This window comes from Mesocryomonas lacus (assembly GCF_055730135.2).
In genome coordinates this window covers 37,898-56,140 of record NZ_JBUZWE020000003.1, presented here as the reverse complement: position 1 = coordinate 56,140, position 18,243 = coordinate 37,898, and the positions used below count along the sequence as shown (strand labels likewise).

The following is an 18,243-nucleotide window of genomic DNA, read 5'->3' as shown; positions in this document are numbered from 1 at the left end:
GACCCATGCAGAACGGTGCGCTCACGGCCTATCTCGATGTGCCGCAGGTCATCCTTTACGTCTTCTGGGGCTTCTTCTTCGCCCTGGTGTTCTGGCTGCGCAAGGAGGACCGGCGGGAGGGCTATCCGCTGGAAAGCGATCCCGCCGGCCGCGTCGGGCCCGTCGGCCTGCTAATGGCCGCGCCGAAGACCTTCCGCGTCCGGAACGGCGACCTCTTCACCGCGCCGAACCTCAAACGCGATGGCCGGCCGATCGCGGCACGGCGCGTCGGGCGCTGGCCCGGCGCCCCGATGGTGCCGACCGGCAATCCACTGGTCGACGGGGTGGGTCCCGCGGCCTGGGCGGAACGGGCGGACCGCCCCGACCAGACTTTCGACAACCGCAACAAGATCGTGCCGACCCGCGTCGAGGCGCATTACACCGTCGCTGCCGGGGATCCGGACCCGCGGGGCATGCCCGTCGTCGGCGCAGACGGCAAGGTGGCGGGCACCGTCGCCGATATCTGGGTCGACCGCTCGGAGCACGTCGTCCGCTACCTCGAACTGGCGGCATCGGGGCCAGGCGCGGGGCCGCTGCTGGTGCCGATGAACCTCGCGAAGTTCTCGCCGCGGCACATCAAGGTCAAGGCTCTCCTCGCCCATCAATTTGCCGATGCGCCGCGGATCAAGTCGCCGAACAGCGTCACCTTCCTCGAGGAAGACCGCATCTGCGCCTATTTCGCCGGCGGGCATCTCTATGCGACGCCGGCCCGCTCGGAGCCGCTGCTGTGACCCGCGCCGAGGAAGACGACGACTTCGCCTTCGAGCCTATTCCCGGGCTGCCGGAGCCCTTGCCGGCGGGCGAGGCCATGCTATGGCAAGGCTCGCCGGCCGGGTGGACGCTGGCGCTCACGGCCTTCCACGTGCGCAAGGTCTGGGCCTATGTCGCCCTTCTCCTGGCTTTCCGCCTCGCGACGGCCGAGGGAGAGGCTGCCACCGCAGCGGCCCTGCTGACCGAAACGATGCGCCTCGGCCTGGTGGCGGCGCTTGCCACGGCGATCCTGTCCGGTCTGGCTTTTCTCTATGCGCGGGGCACGATCTACACACTGACGACGAAGCGGGTGGTCATCCGCTCCGGCTTGGCGCTGCCGGTGACGCTGAATCTTCCGTTGGCGCTGATCGGAACGGCGGCCGTCCAGCATGGTCCCGGCCAAGGCGGCAGCATCGCCCTCGACGTGCTCCGACCGAACCGCATCGCCTATGCCGCGCTCTGGCCGAACGTGCGCCCGTGGCGGATCAACCATCCGCAGCCCATGCTGCGGGCTCTCGCCGACGTCGAGACCCCGTCACGCCTGCTAGCACGGTCGCTGTTCGAGAGTCTGGATGCCGGCGCCCCGCCAGCATCCGCCAAACCCGCGAGACTCGGCGGCGCCACGCCCATCGGTGCCGCGTCCGCCGGCGACGGGCTTCCCGCCGGCCACCAGATGGCAGTCTAGGGGGGACCGATGAGCCTGGTCTTCCCCACCCGCGATCCGCTGCGCCGTCAGGCGATCTTCTGTGGCGCCTTGATCCTCGCGGCGTTGGTGCTTGTCGCGCTTGGTCGCCATGCCCCAAGCCATGCGCCGATCGATCCGGCCCTGACGGTGCAGTCGGTCTCGCTGCGTTTCCATGATTTTCCCGATGGCAGCATTGCCGCCCTCGATGCGGCAACGGGCAGCGAACTGGCGCGTATCCTGCCGGGCGTCGGCGGCTTCATCCGCGTCACCATGCGCAGTTTCGCCGCCGAGCGTATCCGCAAGGGCCTCGACGACCGGGAGCCGTTCCTCCTGGCGCGGATGATCGACGGCGCCCTCCGGCTGGAGGATCCGCTGACCGGACGAACCATGCTGCTCAACGCTTTCGGTCCATCGAACGAGGCGGTCTTTGCCGAACTCTTGGAGAAGAGGAGATTGCCATGAAGACGGACACGATGGCGTCTGGACGGAAGCTGTGGCGCGAGACCATCGACGTGCCCTGCACGATCGAAATCGTCCACACCTGGGAGAGCCTCAGGGCGCATGTCGACCTCGACGGCATCGAGGTCGGCCCCGGCGACGCGGTGCATGTGCACGGCGCAGAGATTGCGGTTCCCTATGGCGAGAGCGTCACGCTGCACCGCATGGCGACTGTGACGAAGGCCAGCGCGCCGGAGCGTCTCTGGGTGAAGATGACCGGCGATTTCGAATTCATGGAGCTTCTCGAATTCAGCTTTTCCTCGGGAGAGAGAGTATGACCATCAACCGGATGTCGCTGACCGCGCCCGATACCGACGGCATGGCCCTGGAAAGCACGCTGCTGTCGCCGCGCTTCTACACCACCGACTTTGCCGCGCTCGACGCGCTGGACGTCTCGCGCGTGCGGCGCGAGTGGGACGAATTGTTGGCCGAAATGGAGAGCGATCCGAACCATGGCCATTTCAAGCGCGACGAGAACTGGGACAGGATCGACTTCGCCGCGCTGCCCGAGGGCCTGCGCAACGAGTTTACCGATTTCCTCGTCTCCTCGCTCACCGCCGAATTCTCCGGCTGCGTGCTTTACAAGGAGATGAAGAAGCGCGGCACCAATCCAGAGATAGTCCGCCTGTTTTCCTACATGAGCCGGGACGAGGCGCGGCATGCGGGCTTCATCAACGATGCGCTGAAGGAGTTCGGCATTGGGGTGAATCTCGGCTTCCTCACCAAGACGAAGAAATACACGTATTTCCGGCCGAAGTTCATCTTCTACGCGACCTATCTGTCCGAGAAGATTGGCTATTCCCGCTACATCACCATCTTCCGCCACCTGGAGCGCCACCCGGAACTGCGCTTCCACCCGATTTTCAAATGGTTCGAGAAGTGGTGCAATGACGAGTTCCGCCACGGCGAGGCCTTCGCGCTGCTGATGCGGGCGAACCCCAGCTATCTCGAAGGGCTGAATCGGCTCTGGGTGCGGTTCTTCCTGATCGCCGTCTACGCCACCATGTACGTGCGCGACCACGCCCGGCCGGAATTCCACAAGGCGCTGCAGCTCGACCCGACGGAATACGACTACAAGGTCTTCCACCTCACCAACGAGATCTCCCGTCAGGTGTTTCCGCTGGTCATCGACATCGAGCATCCGGTCTTCCGCAAGGGGTTGGAGCGGCTGCGGGTGATCAACGAGAAAGTCGGGGCGCTCGGAAACGGGCGTGGTCTGGGCACGCGCCTGCGCAAGTTCGGCTATGGGCTGGCGGCAGCCGGGGTGTTCGCGCGGCTCTACCTCGTCCGGCCGAAAGCGAATGCCTTGCCTGACACCAGCCGCATGCAGCCGGTCTGGTAGGCGCCGCAATGACCGCCCTCCTGCCACCGATCTTCTTCGCATTGTTCGTCTGGTGGTTCTCTACCGGGGCGATCCTCTACCTTGATGGCTTGCCGGTGCGCACCTTCAAGTGGAGCATGCTGGCGGCGACGCTTCTCCTCGGCCTTTCGTTCTACGGACTTTGGGAGAGCGGCGACGATGTGACGGTGACCGGCGCCTATCTCGCCTTCGCCTCGGCGCTCGGCTGCTGGGCCTGGCACGAGATCAGCTTCTACATGGGCTATGTCACTGGGCCGCGGCAGCATGCCTGCGAGGAGGGGTGCGCGGGGGCGGGGCATTTCGGCCACGCGGTCCAGGTCAGTCTGTGGCATGAACTGGCGATCCTGATCTCCTTCGCGCTGGTCGCGGCGCTGACCTGGGGTGGCGCGAACGAGGTCGGGCTCTGGACCTTTTTGATCCTCTGGTGGATGCACGAGAGCGCCCGGTTCAACGTCCTGCTCGGGGTGCGCAACGTCAATGCGCAGTTCCTCCCCGCGCATCTCGCCTATCTCCGGAGCTTCCTGCGGGTCCGGCCGATGAACCTTCTGTTTCCGGTCTCCGTGACGGTGTCGACGATCCTCTGTTCGGTGCTGGCGACGGAGGCGGCGATCGCGGTCAATCCATTTCGCCAGGCGGGCTTCACCTTTCTGGCGACCATGATGGCCCTCGCGATCCTCGAGCACTGGTTCCTGATGCTGCCGGTGCCAGCCGAAGCCATGTGGAACTGGAGCCTGCGGTCGCGCGACGAGCCGCCGCTCACTGCCGCCAGCCCGGTCTTGCCGCATCAGCACGAGCCGACACGCTCCTATGCGGCGGCGGGTCTGCTGCCGGTCCACCCGGACTAGAAATTGCGTCGTCGGCGTGACGCTACGCGTTCGGAAGGGACGTACCGGAGCAACATGGCACAGCGAGTTTCGTGCGTCCGGCGGGGCGTAATGACGCCTCTCCTGAGGGGTTCGGGTCTGAGATTCCGGCCGGCAAACCACCGGCAAACAGGGCGGAGAGAGGCATGGATTTCGAGGGTTTCGTAGCGGGCCGGCTCGACGGCTTGCGGCACGAGGGACGGTACCGGGTGTTTGCCGAGCTCGAGCGCCAGGCCGGCGTGTTTCCGCAGGCTACGCGCCACGCTGGCGGGGAGGCCAGTGCGGTCACCGTCTGGTGCTCCAACGACTATCTCGGCATGGGCCAGCATCCCAAAGTGCTGGCCGCCATGCACGAGGCGCTCGATCGTTGCGGGGCGGGCGCCGGCGGCACGCGCAACATCGCCGGCACCAGCCGCTATCACGTCCTCCTGGAGGCGGAACTGGCGGACCTGCACGGCAAGCAGGCGGCGCTTCTGTTCACCTCCGGCTATGTCTCCAACTTCGCAACGCTGTCGACGCTGGGTTCCGGGATCCCCGGCTGCGTGATCTTTTCCGACGAGGGCAACCACGCGTCGATGATCGAGGGCATCCGTCATTCCCGCGCCGAGAAGCGGCTGTGGCGGCACAACGATCCCGCCGATCTCGACCGGCTGCTGTCCGAATACGGGCCGGGGGTGCCAAAGCTCGTCGCGTTCGAGTCCGTCTATTCGATGGATGGCGACATCGCGCCGATCGCCGAGATCTGCGCGGTCGCCGAAAAGCATGGGGCGATGACCTATCTCGACGAGGTGCACGCCGTCGGTCTCTACGGCCCGCGCGGCGGCGGCATTGCCGAGCGCGAGGGGCTGATGGACCGGCTGACGATTATCGAGGGGACGCTCGGCAAGGCGTTCGGCGTGCTCGGCGGTTATATCGCGGCGTCGGCGGCGATGTGCGACTTCATCCGCAGCTTCGCCTCCGGCTTCATCTTCACGACGGCGCTGCCGCCGGCGGTGGCCGCGGGGGCGCGGGCCTCGGTGATGCATTTGAAGGCCAGCGGCGCCGAACGCGCCTTGCATCAGGACAGGGTCGCCCGGGTGCGTGCCCGGATGGAGCGGCTGGGCATTCCGACGATGCGCAATGCCAGCCACATCGTCCCGGTAATGGTCGGCGACCCCGTCAAATGCAAGTGGATCAGCGACGCGCTGCTCGACCAGTACCGGATCTACCTGCAGCCGATCAATTATCCGACCGTGCCGCGCCAGACCGAGCGGCTGCGCATCACGCCGTCGCCGCTGCATTCCGATGAAGACATCGACCACCTCATCGAGGCCCTGTCGGATCTCTGGTCGCAATGCGCCATGGCGCGCGCCGTCGCGTGAGCGGATTGGCTGTCTTGGCTGCGGATCGGACGGGGGAGACCGGCCGGCCCGCGGGACTATTCGCCGCCGTCGTCGATGCCGAAGCGGCGCATTTTAAGATAAAGCGCCTGCCGGCTGAGCCCGAGCACACGGGCGGTGAGGGCGCGGTTGTTGAGGCTGAGCTTCAGCGCCGCCTCGATGCACATGCGCTCGATCACGTCGGTGGTGTCGCGCACCATGTCCTTCATCGGCACGCGGCCGATCATTTCGACGAGGTTCTCGGCTGTCCGGGTCAGGTCGTTGGCGCTCCGGTTCGGGCGGGCGTCGTCCGATCCGCGGGCGCGCATGACGAAGGCAAAGCCGTCGCCGTCCCGCTGTGCGACGGCGGACAGCTCGACCTCCGTTGCTTGGCCGTTAGCACCGCGTACCACGCCCTGGAACAGCGGCAGCCGTCCATGCGTGCGCACATTCGCCAGCAAACCCTCCTGCTCGGTGCCTTGCCACTCGAAGAACGCGTCGAGCGGCCGGCCGATCGCCTGGGCCGCGACCGGAAGGCTGGCGAGCGCGAGAAACGCCTCGTTGACCCAGGCGATGCGGCCGTCGCCATCGGCGAGGAGCACGGCCTCGGTGGCGTGGCGAACGAGATCGCCGAGGTGAAAGTCCTCCGCGGCGGCAGCGGCGGCGGGCGCTGTGCCGGCGGATAGCCGGATCAACACCAGCTTCAGGTCTCCCGCGCGGAAAAGTTCTGCAGCGAGCGTCAGCCCGACGTCCTCGGGTGATCGGTCGAGGGAGAGCGTGGCGGGCATTCCAGAGGAGAGAAGGCCGGAAAGCAGCGCCTGCACCTCGTTCTGGCGGGCCTTCGCGAACAACGATGCCAGCTTCTTGCCGGCGAGGGACGGTGCCGATCCGGCGGGCCGGCCGAGGAGAGAGGCGGCCCGCGGATTGACCTCGCGAATCTTGCCGCTCTCGGGCTCGACGATCAGGATCGCCTCGGCCGTCGTTTCGAACAGCAGACGGTAGTGCGCTTCCGCTTGCCTCTGGCGCTTGCTGCTGTCCTCCAAAGACCGGCGGCTGGCCAGCAGCCGCGCCTGCAGTTCGGTGGTGGGTCCGAGGTCGCGGCCGACGAGCACCAGCTCGCCATCCTCCCCCGCGCAAACCGCCATGTACTGGATGGTCAGCTCCCGTCCCCCAACCAGCGGGTGTACGATCTCGAAACGGCGGGACGGTTTTCCCCGGCGCGCAGACATCAGCATGTCCTTCAGCGCCGAAAGGCTCTCGCGCCTGACCGTCTCGCCGATCGGCCTGCCTTGCCAACTCTCAGTCGCCGCCCCCAACCCACGCAGGCTGTGTGAGACGCTGCTGACGGTGTCGTCGCTTTGGACCAGGAGCGTCAGGTCGGCGCTGGTGGCGAGGATGGCGGCCGTCGTGTGGGCATCGACGCGTGGCAAAGGGGTTTCGGGTTGCTGCGGCGTCAGAAGCATGTCGGTATGAGCCTCATATGGAGATCGCGCTGCCTTTTGGGGGGAAAGCTGGTGGGCAAGACCGCCGCTATCACTGCCGAAACACCGATTCGCAGAGCCGATCATGCCTCTGGCGGATGCACTGGCTTCGAACAACGCCGTTGTTTCGCTAGGCGACCGGCGCTGCATCGCGGTCTGCAAATTTTGCTGCGCCGCAGTCTTGTCGCCCGTCCAGCCAGCTTTGTCCAGCTTTGTGCCCTCGCGGGTGTCGCTGCTTCGTTACGCCTCAAGCTGTTTCAGAACCGAGACATGGCAGGCGTGGCGGGAGCGGCATTTGCGTCACCACGGCTTGGCCGATGCTGAACCGTCCCGTCGATCTCGTCACGTGCGACCAAGAGCCGGTTCACGTCATCGGCGCCATCCAGCCAGGGGGCGTGTTGCTGGCGCTCGACGAATCTGCGGGGCGGATCGCTTTCGTCAGCGCCAATGTGGAGGCGGTGCTCGGCTGGCAGCCGGCCTCGCTGTTCGGCCAGCCGCTGGCAGTGCTGCTCGGCGGGGCGGCGAGCGAAGCGCTGCTTGCGCAGGATCTGACGCCTCTGCTGCCGGAACTGCTGCGGCCGCTGTTCCTGAGAGTTCTCCAGCCGGATGGTTCCGTCGGTGGCGAATTCGAGTGTTTTGCGCATCGGCATGACGGACGTCTCATTCTGGAGTTCGTGCCAGCCGCGCCGCGTCCCGCCGACTTCTGGGAGGAGGATCTCCTGCGTCAGCGCATCATCTCGGACCTGATCCGGCCGGAGACGCAGAACGCGCTGGCCGGCGCCAGCGCCGACATCATCCGCCAGGTCACCGGCTTCGATCGCGTGATGATCTATCGTTTCGCGCCGGACCGGCACGGCGAGGTCATCGCCGAAAGCACGGTACGGCCGGACAGTTTTCTCGGGCTGCACTACCCGGCCTCCGACATTCCGGATCCGGCCTGGCGGCATTTCCGGCTGAACCTCATCCGCAGCATTCCCGACCTTCATGCCCTTCCCGTGCCGATCCTGGCGGCCGACGGCATGGTCGCGGATGCCAGATCCCGGCAGCCGCTGGATCTCACCTATTCGAAGCTGCGGGCGGTGGCGCCCGTCCATGTCGAATATCTCGGCAATATGGGGGTCGGCGCCAGCCTTTCGATCTCACTGATCTCCAACGATCGGCTCTGGGGTCTCGTCGCTTGCCATCATTACGGACCGCTGCACCAGTCCTGGAGCCGGCTGCGCTTCTGCGAACTGATCGGCGGCACGGTGTCGACACTCTTGCAGAACCTCGAAAACACCGTTCTGCTGCGCCACAGCATCGACGCCGAGAAACTGGCTTTCGACATCGAGCGGGCTGCGCGGGCCGGCGCGCCGCTGGTCGAGGTCGTGCTTGAGCGTGCCGAGCTGCTGATGCGGCAAAGCCGCGCGAAGGGCCTCGCTTTGAAACTGGGCACGGCTATCGTCACCATGGGGGACGTGCCGGAATGCGAGATCGATGCCGGCAAGCTGCGCGGCGTCCTGCGCGAAGGCATCGCGACATCGGACAATCTCGCTGCCCTCTGCTGCTGGAATGGCGTGGGCCTCGGCGAGCTCGCGGGGGCGGCGATGATGGAGCTGTCGGACGATGGCGAGGACTGGCTGATCCTGTTCCGGCCGGAGTTCGAGTGCACGATTTCCTGGGCTGGCAAGCCCGAGAAGCGGCAGACGAGAGGCGAGGACGGCTCGTTGCGGCTGTCGCCCCGCGGCTCCTTCGCTCTGTGGCGGGAGGAGCGGCTGGGGTGCAGCGAGCCGTTCACCGAGATCGACCTCGAAATCCTGCGCATCACCCGCCGTGCGCTGTTTGCCATCAACAGTCTCGACCGGGAGCGTGCGGCGCTGGCGGCGCGGGCCAGCGCCGAGGCCGAGGAGTCGCGGCTGCGGCTGCTGCTGCTTGAAGACGCCCGCCAGCGATCGCTCGGCGAACTTGCCTCGGCGCTGGCGCACGAGCTCAGCCAGCCGCTCTCGGCGGTGACCAATTACGTCAATGCCTGCCGCCAGGAACTGCGCAATTTCGGGGTCGACATTCCGCCTGGCGTGATCCGGTTGATGCAGAACGCGGTGACCGAGTCCTCGCGGGCGGCCGATCTGGTGCGGCGTCTGCGTGACCTCATCGGGCAAGGCACGGTCGCCTTCGAGCAGGCGAGCCTGCATGCGGCGATCCGGCAAGGGGTCGATCTCGCGCTGGCGGCGTCCAGCGAGGCGCGGCCGGTCATCCACTACATGTTGCATCCGGACATGCCGCCGATCTCCATCGATCCGATCCAGATCGCGCAGGTGGTGCTCAACCTCGTGCGCAACAGCCTGACGGCGATGGACGGAACGGCTGCGCCCGTGTTGACGATTGCAACCGTCCTCAGGGCGGGGATGGTGGAGGTGTCGGTGTCCGACACGGGGCGCGGTATCGCGGTGCCACTTCGATCGGCGCTGTTCGAGCCCTTTCACAACTCGACGACCGGGGGCATGGGCATCGGCCTTGCGCTCTGCCGGTCGATCGTCGAGGCGCATGGCGGCAAGATCTGGGCCCATTCGCTGCCGGTGGGGGCCCGGTTGTCCTTCACGCTACAGACACGGGAGGGGCGGCATGACTGAGCCGGCAGATCCTCGGCCGATCTATGTCGTCGACGATGACCTGTCGGCGCGCGAGTCGCTCTGCGCGCTTCTGTCGGCGCACGGCTTTGCAACGGTGCCCTTCGCCTCCGCGGAGGAATTTGCGGATTTCAACGATATCGGCGGCGGCCTCTGTGCCTTTGTTGACTTGCGGATGCCCGGGATGAGCGGCCTCGATCTGCAGAGCTTTTTGATCGACCGCCACGAGCGTCTGCCGGTGGTGATCCTCACCGGTCACGGCGACGTGCCGCTGGCGGTCAAGGCGATCAAGCGGGGCGCCGTCGACTTCATCGAGAAGCCGGGATCGGAGGAGCATTTCCTCAGCGCCATCGCGGCCGCGTCGGCCATCGGCGCCCACCGTCCGAGAAGAATAGTGTCCGCCAGCGTCGCAGCGGAACGGCTGGCGCGCTTGACTCAGCGCGAAAGACAGGTCCTCGACCATCTGGTGCTTGGATTGACCAGTAAGCACATCGCCGAGGAGCTGGAAATCAGCCAGCGCACCGTCGAGATCCACCGCTCCCGCATCCGCGAGAAGATGGAGGCCCGCGGCCTGTCCGACCTCATCGCGATGATGCAATAGTCTGTATGTTGCGGCGCAATAGATTGAGCCGCAACAAATCGCGTAGAATGCACATAGCTGTAAATCCGAGATAGATCGCAGCTTGCCTTATTCCTAGATTTATATTTTATTCATGCAGCGGATGCCAGAGCGGGGCGAAGACCTTGCAGCATCAAGTGGGAGTGATGCGGCATGTCGGCTTGCTACACATCCAGCCTTGCTCCGGTGGCGAAAGACCTGCCGGACAATCCCGAAGTCAGCCATCACATTCTCGTCGCCCTCGGCGACGAGCTTCTCGCTGCGGTCGAGGGATGGCGGCAGGTGCACGGGGTGGAGCAGTCCGATGCCATCGGCACGCTGGTGCGGCTCGGCCTTCTCAGCGAAATTGCCAAGATCTACCGTTTTGTCGCCAGCCCCCGGCCCGCGTCATCGACGGGCGCGGCATCGGCCAGACGCAAGCGCCAGGCTGCGGTCTAGTCTGCTGCGGTTTGGTCGCGGGGATAGAGAGGGCGCAGCGCTTCTCAGAAGTAAGAAGATAACCTTGTTGAGCGGGTCTCGGATCAATGCGCCTGCTTGTTCGAAAGGTCGGTGCGTTTGCGTCTGATGACCGCACTTCGACTCCGCAGCAGAGATCCACAAACTTGCCCCCGTGTCCTGGACTGCGTCTTTCTTATTTGTCGTAAAACAAAGTTGACAGTTGTTACCTGGCTTGCGACGCTTGCGTTCGGGTACTCGTGCTGGGAGCATCGCGTGGGCATTCCCTATCCGTTTTCCGCCATCGCCGGTCAGGAGGAGATGAAGCGGGCCTTGCTTCTGGCCGCGGTTGATCCGCGCATTGGCGGGATCCTCGTCTTCGGCGATCGGGGCACGGGAAAGACCACGGCGGTCCGCGGGCTCGCGGGCTTGCTGCCGCCCATGCTCATCGTTGGAAACTGCCGCTACAATTGCGCCCCGGGTGACGAGGGCGCCGGCTGCCCGGATTGCGCGTCAAGACCTGCCGGCGTCACGTTGATGCCGCGGCGGGTTCCGGTCCCCGTCATCGACCTGCCGCTCGGCGCCACCGAGGACCGGGTTGCCGGCGCGCTCGACCTCGAGAAGGCGCTGGTCTCCGCCGAGAAGGCGTTCGAGCCGGGACTGCTGGCGCTCGCCCACCGCGGTTTCCTCTACATCGACGAGGTCAATCTCCTCGAGGACCATCTCGTCGATCTGCTGCTGGACGTCGCCGCGTCCGGCGTCAACGTCGTCGAGCGCGATGGCCTCAGCATCCGCCACCCCGCCCGGTTCGTCCTCGTCGGCAGCGGCAATCCGGAGGAAGGGGAGTTGCGGCCGCAATTGCTCGATCGCTTCGGACTGTCGGTCGAGGTTGCCTCGCCGCGCGATGTCGCGACACGGGTCGAGGTGGTCAAGAGGCGCGACGCCTTCGACCGTGACCCGCAGGGCTTTTCCGCTGTCTGGAAACGTAAGGACTCGGCGCTGCGGGCCCGCATCGTCCGGGCGCGTGCGGCACTGTCGGTCACTGAAACGCCGGATTCGGTGCTTGAACTGGCGTCGGCGCTCTGCCTGAAGCTTGGCGTCGACGGCTTGCGCGGCGAACTGACGCTGATGCGCGCGGCCCGCGCGGCAGCCGCGCTCGACGGCGAGGCGCGGGTGACCCGCGAGATTTTGCTGGCCGTCGCGCCGTCCGCCCTGCGCCACCGCCTGCGCCGGAATCCGCTCGACGAAGCCGGGTCCGGGGCGCGGGTCGAGCGGGCCCTGATGGAGATGGCGGCGTGACCATCGCGGGGGCGATGGCGTGGCCGACGGACAGTCCCGTTGCGGGCAGGGCGGATGTCGCTTCCTCTCCGCCTTCCGCCGCCTGGGCGCTGGCGCTTCTTGCCGCAAGCGTCCTCGCCGTCGATCCCATCGGGCTGGGCGGCGTGCGCCTGAGGGCCCGGCCCGGCCCGGTGCGCGACCGCTGGCTGGCGGAGTTTACCGGACTGTTCGGGCCGGCGGTGCCGATGTGCCGGGTCTCATCGACCGCACCGGACGCAGCCTTCATCGGCGGCCTCGACGTCGGACGGACCTTGGCGCTCGGCCGGCGGGTCGCCGAGCAAGGGGTTCTCGCGCGCGTTCATGGTGGCGTGCTGGTGCTCGGCATGGCCGAAAGGGCCACGGCCAGTCTGGCCGCGACCCTCGGGGTGGCACTCGACCGCGGCGAGGTGCGGGTCGAGCGGGACGGTCTCTCCGACTGCCAGCCCGCTTGTTTCACGCTGATTGCCCTCGACGAGGGGATCGACGACGAGGGCATTCCGGCTGGCCTTGCCGACCGTCTCGGCCTGCTGCTCGACCTCGACGCGATCGGCTGGCGCGAGACCGCTGCAACCTGTCCGCCCGGCGTTGTCGATGCGGCCCGGATGCTGCTGCCGGCGGTGACGGTGGCGCCGTCGATGGCCGAGGCGCTGTCTTCACTGGCACTTGCCTATGGCGGGGCCTCGCTGCGGCTGCCCCTGCAACTCCTGCGCGTCGCCCGCGCCTGCGCGGCTTTGCGGGGCGCCGTTGAGGTGAAGCCGGAGGATGCAGCGAGCGCTCTGCGGCTGGTGTTCGGACTGGCGCCGCCGGCGGATGTCGATGGGGAGGAACCGGGTCCGGAAAGCGAGATGCCGGGGGACTCGCCGCAAGGGCAGGCGGAACGCAGGGCCGAGGGGGCGGTGCCTTCGGCCGAGACATTGCGTCCACCGTCACCGCCGACGCAGCCGCGCGGCAAGCCGCCGGCGGCACCCGGCGCCTCGCCGGAGAAGGCGGCAGCAGCGGATAACGCGCGCGCCGACCCGTCGTCGCCAGAGGCGCTCGAGGACATGCTGGTCGCCGCCGTCGGTGCGGCGCTTCCCGCCGATCTCCTCGCCCGGCAGAAGACGGCGCCCCACGGAGCGTCGCGTCCGGGTGCTGCGGGGAAGGCCGGGCAGGACCGTGTTTCCGGCCGGCGCGGGCGCGTCATCGGCGTCATGGCGACGCCGCCGACGCCCGGCGCCCGGCCGGACGTGCTGGCGACGTTGCGACAAGCGGCGCCTTGGCAGCGGCTGCGCTCGGCGGGCCTCGCCGCTGGCACCGGCCCGGCCGGCGGCCGGCCGCTTCAGATCCGCGCGCAGGACTTTCGCTATCTCCGCCGCCGCGAGCGGACCGGCAGCACGGCGATCTTCGCTGTCGACGCCTCAGGCTCGGCGGCGGTCGAGCGCCTCGCGGAAACCAAGGGCGCGATCGAACTCCTACTCGCCGACTGCTATGTCCGGCGCGATAGCGTCGGGCTCATCGCGTTTCGCGGCCCGGACGCTTCGACCTTGCTGGAGCCGACCCGCTCTTTGACACGGGCCCGGCGAAGCCTTGCCGACCTGCCCGGCGGCGGCGGAACCCCGCTCGCCAGCGGCATCATGGCCGCGCTCCACATGGCGACGGCCGTGGGGCGGAAAGGCCAGAGCGTCATCACCGTCTTTCTCACCGACGGCCGCGGCAACGTCGCGCTGGACGGCGGCATTCTGCGCGAACAGGTGGCAGCCGACACGGCGCAAGCCGCTCGGCTGTTCCGGCGGCTTGGACTGCGGGCGATCGTCATCGACATTGCGCGGCGCGAACAGCCGAGGGCGCAGGAACTCTCCCTGGCCCTCGGTGCCGAATACCTGGCGCTGCCGCGGGGCGGGGCCGGAGCGATGGCCCGGGTTGTCGGCGCACGGATGGAAGGCTGATGTTTTCCGATCCGGCACGGCCGTCCTGGGCGATCGACGGGCGGGGCTGGCCCAACCGGAGCCACAGCCGTTTCGTGCGCGCCGGGGCCATGATGTGGCATGTCCAGGAGATGGGAGCCGGGCCGCGGCTGCTCCTCTTGCACGGGACGGGGGCTGCGACGCATTCCTTCAGGGACCTCGCCCCGGCCCTCGCCCGGCATTTCACCCTGCTCTGTCCCGATCTGCCGGGGCACGGGTTCAGCGACATGCCGAAAGGTCGCGTCCTCTCCTTGCCGCGCATGGCGCAGCTGACCGCCGAACTCCTGTCGACGGTCGGTTTCCGCCCGGACGTCATGGTCGGCCATTCCGCCGGCGCGGCGATTCTCGTCGCCATGACCTTGCAGCGGCAGATCAGTCCGGATGTGGTGATCTCCCTCAACGGCGCGCTGCGCCAGATCCGGGGGGCGGCGCTGTTCTCGCCGCTCGCGCGGCTCCTGTCGCTGAACCCGCTGGTGCCTCTCCTTTTCGCCCGCCGGGCGATGGGCACCGCGGCGACGCAGCGGCTGCTCGAGGGCACCGGCTCGCACCTCGACGCCCACGGCATCGAGCTCTACGCCCGGCTGTTCCAGAAGCCAGCCCATGTGGCGGCGACGCTCGGCATGATGGCGCATTGGGACCTCGATTGGCTCGATCGCCGGTGGGCTTCTCTCGCGGTACCGCTCAAGCTGGTGACGTCCGCCGGCGACCGCGCGATCGCCCCGGCCGATGCCGTCACGCTGTCGCGCCGCCTGGCTACGGCCGAGGTCGTGCCGCTGCGCGCCGGGGGGCACCTCGTGCACGAGGAGCGCCCCTCGGAGATCGCAGACCTCATCTTTCGCCTTGCCGCGGGCACGCTGTCCCGCACGGCAGCGGAACCTGTGCTCAACCGGCTCGGCGCGGCATCTTGAACGGCAGCATGGCCTGGACCAAAGGCGAGCGGAATCGGTCGAGATCGACGGTCTCATGGATGGCCCTGCACCCACCGGCATCGTCCTTTCCCGCGCTTCCTGCTGGAAAGTCCAGGATCGAGCGGCTGTAGAACGGCGTGTCCTCGAGCGTCCGGGCGACGTGCGGCCGGTGTCCCCCTGCGGCGTGTGCCGCTCGCTCGACCCGCCATCCGGTCTTCGGCAGGACGTGCAGGGGCGAGGGTGTCAACACCGCCGACGTGCCGTCGCCGCCATAGGCCAGTGCGAGACCGCGGCCGGGGCCGTCGCGCTCGGTGACGTCGTAGTGGATGCGCGTTTGGCCCACGGCGTCTTCCCGCGACCAGTTCCAGCGGGTGAAGCCGGCCTCGATCGGCTCGGCGCCGGTGTTCATGTCGACATAGGCGCGGCCTTGCCAGCCAAGGCCTGGCCGATCGAACGCGACGTCGACCCGGGCGCACGGGGCGATCGGCCGCCAGGCATGTCGGCCGTTCTGGTGCAGCGGCAGGCGGCTGTCGAAGATCGGGCCGGGATCGACGGTGATGCGCCCGCGCAGCCGTTTCGGGATCGGCACGGTCCATTCGTCGATGTCGATCGTCAGCCGCCCGCCCGCCCATTGCCAGGCGCTCGGGCCGACGGCGATCTGGTCCGCGTCGCGCGTCAGGGCGGAGCGCCCCCGTTCCGTCATCGCCCAGTACTTGCCCTTCGGGGTGTAGAGGATGGCGTTGATGCCGACATGCTGCTCGGGGTCGGCCTCGCCGCGCCGTCGCGCCAGGGCATAGTAGGGCGAGAAGACGCTGCCGACGAAGACGATGACCGTCAGGGCGTTGTGTCCGTCATCGCTGATTGCGTCGAGATACCACCAGGCATAGCCGCCGGCCTCCACCCGTTCGTCGAACCCAAATCCGCCATCACGGCATCGGCCGCGTGGCGTCCCGAGAGCGCCGCCATCGGGATGCCGGGGCCGGGATGGGCGCTCCCACCGGCGAGATAGAGGCCCCGGATCCGCGTCCGCGCGCCCGGGCGCTGGAACGAGGAGGCCCAGCCGTGGGAGGATCGCCCGTAAAGCGCGCCCCCCGATCCCGGAAACAGCGCCGCGAACGTTTCCGGTCCCGTTCGGACTCGATGCCCCGGCAAGGCCGAGATCGTGAGGCCGGACCGTGCCAGCCGTGCCATCACCCGCGTCTCGCATGCTGCCACCTCCGCTTCGCTCAAGGGATTTCGGTCCGCCCGCGCTGGGGCGTTCACCAGCAGGAAAAGCCGCTCGGGCCCGTCTGGCGCGGGGCTCCCCGCGGCGTTGCGGTCCTGGGCGCAGATGTAGATGGTCGGGTCTTCCGGCAGTTGCTCGCGGCGGAAGATCTCGTCGAACTCCCGCGCGTAGTCGCGCGAGAAGAAAACGGTGTGGTGGGCAAGGGGGAAGCCGCGGGCCTCGCCGTGGATGGACCACGTCAACGCCGACAGCGAGCGATTGCGGACCCCGTAGGCCGGCACCGCTTTGGTTGCGTCCTGTCCAAGCAGGCCGGCCGGCAGCGCCGCGGCGTCGCCGTTGAACACCACGGCGTCGGCTGCCAAGGTCCGGCCGTCTTCGAGCCGGACGCCGACGGCCCGGCCGTCCTCGACCAGCAGCGAGGCGACCGGCGCTTCCGTGGCGAGGGTGACGCCATTCCGGCGCCCGAGATAGGCCAAGGCTTCGGCGATCCGGATCAGCCCGCCCTCGACCAGCCAGACGCCGAGCTGCTCGACATGGGCGATCAGCATCAGTGGCCCTGGCGCGGCGAAGGGCGAGGCACCGCAATAGGTGGCGTAGCGTCCGAACAATTGCCGCAGCCGCGGATCTTTGAAATAGCGGGCGACGACGCTCGCGAGCGGCGTGAACGGTTCGATCCGGGCGAGCGCGGCCAAGCCCCCAATGCCCATGGCGCGCGTCAGGCGCATCGGGCTCGGCGCGGGATGCTCGACAAATGCGGCGTTGAGGGTTTCGAACACCTCCTTCGCCCGATGTCGGAAGGCATGGAACCCTTCCGCCTCCCGCCGGCCGGCCAAGCGGGCTATGGCCTCCTGCGTCCGCAGCGGATCGGCGTGGAGATCGAGGCGGGATCCGTCCTGCCAGGCATGCCGCGCCAAGATATCGGCGGCGGTCAGCGTCACCTGGTCTTCCAGCCGGGCGCCGACGGCGGCGAAGATCGCCTCGAACACCCAGCGCATGGTGAGGACGGTCGGGCCGGAGTCGATGCCATGGCCATCCACCACGACCTCCCGCAGCTTGCCGCCTGGCTGCGCGGCCCGCTCGAGCACCGTTACGGCGCAGCCGGCGGCCCCCAGCAACAGTGCAGAGACGAGCCCGCCGACTCCCGCTCCGACGACGATGACGCGGCAGCCTGGGTTCACGGGAGATGAGAGCGAGGCGTCAGGATGGGTTAACATGATCTTGTGTCAAATATCATTTACATGCATGTTGGTCCAGCCGAATTGACGGGGAGGTCTGGAATGTCGGAAAAGCTTCAGCGGATCGAAGACGCGCTGCGTCTCAGTCTTCGGCGCGCCACCGCCGGATCGGCGCCACCACGCATCGGAAAGGCGATGCTGCATGCGGTTTTTCCTGGGGGGCAGCGCATCAGGCCGCGGCTGACCCTGGCGGTTGCCAAAGCCTGCGGCGACGACCGGCCGGCGCTTTCATCCGCCGCCGCCGCCGCCGTGGAGCTGCTGCATTGCGCTTCGCTCGTGCACGACGACATGCCTTGCTTCGACGACGCCGCGACGCGGCGCGGCCGTCCCTCCGTGCAGGCGGCCTTCGGCGAGCCGCTGGCCCTTCTGGCCGGCGACGCCCTGATCGTGCTCGCCTTCGAAACCGCGGCGCTGGCGGCGGCGGTCGATCCCCAGCGCGGGCTCGGCGTGATCTCGATCCTGTCGCGGGCGGTCGGCATGCCGGCCGGCATCGTCGCCGGCCAGGCGTTCGAAAGCGAGCCGGCGCCGAACCTTGCGGACTACCAGCGGGCGAAGACCGGGGCGCTGTTTGCCGGGGCCACCAGCGCCGGCGCTGCGAGCACCGGGCATGATCCGGCGGCGTGGTCGGCCCTCGGCTTCCGGCTGGGCGAGGCCTATCAGCTGGCCGACGATCTCCGCGATGTCGTGGGCAGTGCCGAGGAGATCGGCAAGCCGACCGGGCAGGATCGCGCGCTCGGGCGACCGAATGCCGTGGCGGCTTTCGGGCTGGACGGGGCTGTTCGCCGGCTGATTGATTCGGTCGAAGAGGCTGCCGCTGCCGTCCCCGACTGCGCCGGTGCCGCGGCGCTTCGTGCCGACATCTGCGCCATGTCGCGCCGCTTCCTGCCGAAGCAAGCCGCGCAGCGGGCCGCCTGAGCGAGA

General features: G+C 68.0%; 17 protein-coding genes. 14 read left to right on the top strand and 3 right to left on the bottom strand.

Annotation, left to right across the window (positions count from 1 at the left end; all coding sequences use genetic code 11):
• The first annotated feature begins 5 nt into the window (after nt 1-5).
• The 7 genes from puhA (at nt 6) to hemA (ending at nt 5,556) form a co-directional block, all read left to right on the top strand.
• On the top strand, nt 6-770 hold the full coding sequence (gene puhA / locus ACZLZY_RS05460; RefSeq protein ID WP_472932506.1) for a photosynthetic reaction center subunit H: 765 nt from the start codon (nt 6-8) through the stop codon (nt 768-770).
• Complete coding sequence (gene puhB / locus ACZLZY_RS05455; RefSeq protein ID WP_472932504.1) at nt 767-1,474, top strand: photosynthetic complex putative assembly protein PuhB; 708 nt, start codon at nt 767-769, stop codon at nt 1,472-1,474. Before puhA ends, puhB begins: the two co-directional genes overlap by 4 nt.
• Nucleotides 1,475-1,483: 9 nt before the next feature.
• Nucleotides 1,484-1,936 carry a photosynthetic complex assembly protein PuhC gene (puhC, locus tag ACZLZY_RS05450; protein WP_472932502.1) on the top strand — a complete coding sequence of 151 codons (453 nt, stop codon included), beginning with the start codon at nt 1,484-1,486 and terminating at the stop codon, nt 1,934-1,936.
• Complete coding sequence (locus ACZLZY_RS05445) at nt 1,933-2,250, top strand: O2-dependent cyclase accessory protein (protein ID WP_472932501.1); 318 nt, start codon at nt 1,933-1,935, stop codon at nt 2,248-2,250. Before puhC ends, ACZLZY_RS05445 begins: the two co-directional genes overlap by 4 nt.
• The gene (acsF, locus tag ACZLZY_RS05440; RefSeq protein WP_472932499.1) at nt 2,247-3,314 is read left to right on the top strand and encodes a magnesium-protoporphyrin IX monomethyl ester (oxidative) cyclase; all 1,068 of its coding nucleotides are present in this window, start codon (nt 2,247-2,249) and stop codon (nt 3,312-3,314) included. The genes ACZLZY_RS05445 and acsF overlap by 4 nt, the downstream gene beginning before the upstream one ends.
• A gap of 8 nt (nt 3,315-3,322) precedes the next feature.
• On the top strand, nt 3,323-4,177 hold the full coding sequence (puhE, locus tag ACZLZY_RS05435; protein WP_472932497.1) for a putative photosynthetic complex assembly protein PuhE: 855 nt from the start codon (nt 3,323-3,325) through the stop codon (nt 4,175-4,177).
• A 164-nt stretch (nt 4,178-4,341) separates the two neighbouring features.
• A complete protein-coding gene (gene hemA / locus ACZLZY_RS05430) occupies nt 4,342-5,556 on the top strand; it encodes a 5-aminolevulinate synthase (protein ID WP_472932495.1) in 1,215 nt (404 codons plus the stop codon).
• Nucleotides 5,557-5,612: 56 nt separating this feature from the next.
• On the opposite strand, the gene ppsR is transcribed toward hemA, so the two are convergent.
• Nucleotides 5,613-6,983: a transcriptional regulator PpsR gene (ppsR, locus tag ACZLZY_RS05425; protein WP_472932493.1), complete on the bottom strand. Its 1,371-nt coding sequence runs from the start codon at nt 6,981-6,983 to the stop codon at nt 5,613-5,615.
• Between the two features lie 368 nt (nt 6,984-7,351).
• Between ppsR and ACZLZY_RS05420 the strand changes: the two genes are divergently transcribed.
• From ACZLZY_RS05420 to bchO, 6 genes are all read left to right on the top strand, one after another.
• Complete coding sequence (locus ACZLZY_RS05420) at nt 7,352-9,643, top strand: ATP-binding protein (protein WP_472932491.1); 2,292 nt, start codon at nt 7,352-7,354, stop codon at nt 9,641-9,643.
• Nucleotides 9,636-10,241 carry a response regulator transcription factor gene (locus tag ACZLZY_RS05415; protein WP_472932489.1) on the top strand — a complete coding sequence of 202 codons (606 nt, stop codon included), beginning with the start codon at nt 9,636-9,638 and terminating at the stop codon, nt 10,239-10,241. Before ACZLZY_RS05420 ends, ACZLZY_RS05415 begins: the two co-directional genes overlap by 8 nt.
• A 171-nt stretch (nt 10,242-10,412) precedes the next feature.
• On the top strand, nt 10,413-10,697 hold the full coding sequence (locus tag ACZLZY_RS05410) for a hypothetical protein (RefSeq protein ID WP_472932487.1): 285 nt from the start codon (nt 10,413-10,415) through the stop codon (nt 10,695-10,697).
• 273 nt (nt 10,698-10,970) lie between these two features.
• Entirely contained in the window at nt 10,971-11,993 is a 1,023-nt protein-coding gene (bchI, locus tag ACZLZY_RS05405; protein WP_472932485.1) for a magnesium chelatase ATPase subunit I, read from the top strand.
• Entirely contained in the window at nt 11,990-13,936 is a 1,947-nt protein-coding gene (locus tag ACZLZY_RS05400; protein WP_472932483.1) for a magnesium chelatase subunit D, read from the top strand. The genes bchI and ACZLZY_RS05400 overlap by 4 nt, the downstream gene beginning before the upstream one ends.
• On the top strand, nt 13,936-14,862 hold the full coding sequence (gene bchO / locus ACZLZY_RS05395) for an alpha/beta fold hydrolase BchO (RefSeq protein ID WP_472932481.1): 927 nt from the start codon (nt 13,936-13,938) through the stop codon (nt 14,860-14,862). The genes ACZLZY_RS05400 and bchO overlap by 1 nt, the downstream gene beginning before the upstream one ends.
• On the opposite strand, the gene ACZLZY_RS05390 is transcribed toward bchO, so the two are convergent.
• Together ACZLZY_RS05390 and crtD are read right to left on the bottom strand one after the other, a co-directional pair.
• Nucleotides 14,837-15,763 (bottom strand): carotenoid 1,2-hydratase family protein, encoded by a 927-nt coding sequence (locus ACZLZY_RS05390; protein ID WP_472932478.1) that lies wholly within the window; start codon nt 15,761-15,763, stop codon nt 14,837-14,839. The genes bchO and ACZLZY_RS05390 overlap by 26 nt on opposite strands.
• On the bottom strand, nt 15,697-17,301 hold the full coding sequence (crtD, locus tag ACZLZY_RS05385; RefSeq protein WP_472932476.1) for a 1-hydroxycarotenoid 3,4-desaturase CrtD: 1,605 nt from the start codon (nt 17,299-17,301) through the stop codon (nt 15,697-15,699). Before crtD ends, ACZLZY_RS05390 begins: the two co-directional genes overlap by 67 nt.
• 63 nt (nt 17,302-17,364) lie before the next feature.
• Between crtD and ACZLZY_RS05380 the strand changes: the two genes are divergently transcribed.
• On the top strand, nt 17,365-18,237 hold the full coding sequence (locus tag ACZLZY_RS05380; RefSeq protein ID WP_472932474.1) for a polyprenyl synthetase family protein: 873 nt from the start codon (nt 17,365-17,367) through the stop codon (nt 18,235-18,237).
• Nucleotides 18,238-18,243 lie beyond the last annotated feature (6 nt).

Bases quoted from the DNA above. Each gene is read 5' to 3' on its own strand.
- ACZLZY_RS05410 (WP_472932487.1), top strand. From the start codon at position 10,413: ATGTCGGCTTGCTACACATCCAGCCTTGCTCCGGTGGCGAAAGACCTG.
- acsF (WP_472932499.1), top strand. From the start codon at position 2,247: ATGACCATCAACCGGATGTCGCTGACCGCGCCCGATACCGACGGCATG.
- crtD (WP_472932476.1), bottom strand. From the start codon at position 17,301: ATGTTAACCCATCCTGACGCCTCGCTCTCATCTCCCGTGAACCCAGGC.
- hemA (WP_472932495.1), top strand. From the start codon at position 4,342: ATGGATTTCGAGGGTTTCGTAGCGGGCCGGCTCGACGGCTTGCGGCAC.
- puhE (WP_472932497.1), top strand. From the start codon at position 3,323: ATGACCGCCCTCCTGCCACCGATCTTCTTCGCATTGTTCGTCTGGTGG.
- puhA (WP_472932506.1), top strand. From the start codon at position 6: ATGCAGAACGGTGCGCTCACGGCCTATCTCGATGTGCCGCAGGTCATC.
- ACZLZY_RS05445 (WP_472932501.1), top strand. From the start codon at position 1,933: ATGAAGACGGACACGATGGCGTCTGGACGGAAGCTGTGGCGCGAGACC.
- puhC (WP_472932502.1), top strand. From the start codon at position 1,484: ATGAGCCTGGTCTTCCCCACCCGCGATCCGCTGCGCCGTCAGGCGATC.
- bchO (WP_472932481.1), top strand. From the start codon at position 13,936: ATGTTTTCCGATCCGGCACGGCCGTCCTGGGCGATCGACGGGCGGGGC.
- ACZLZY_RS05380 (WP_472932474.1), top strand. From the start codon at position 17,365: ATGTCGGAAAAGCTTCAGCGGATCGAAGACGCGCTGCGTCTCAGTCTT.
- ACZLZY_RS05420 (WP_472932491.1), top strand. From the start codon at position 7,352: ATGCTGAACCGTCCCGTCGATCTCGTCACGTGCGACCAAGAGCCGGTT.
- ACZLZY_RS05415 (WP_472932489.1), top strand. From the start codon at position 9,636: ATGACTGAGCCGGCAGATCCTCGGCCGATCTATGTCGTCGACGATGAC.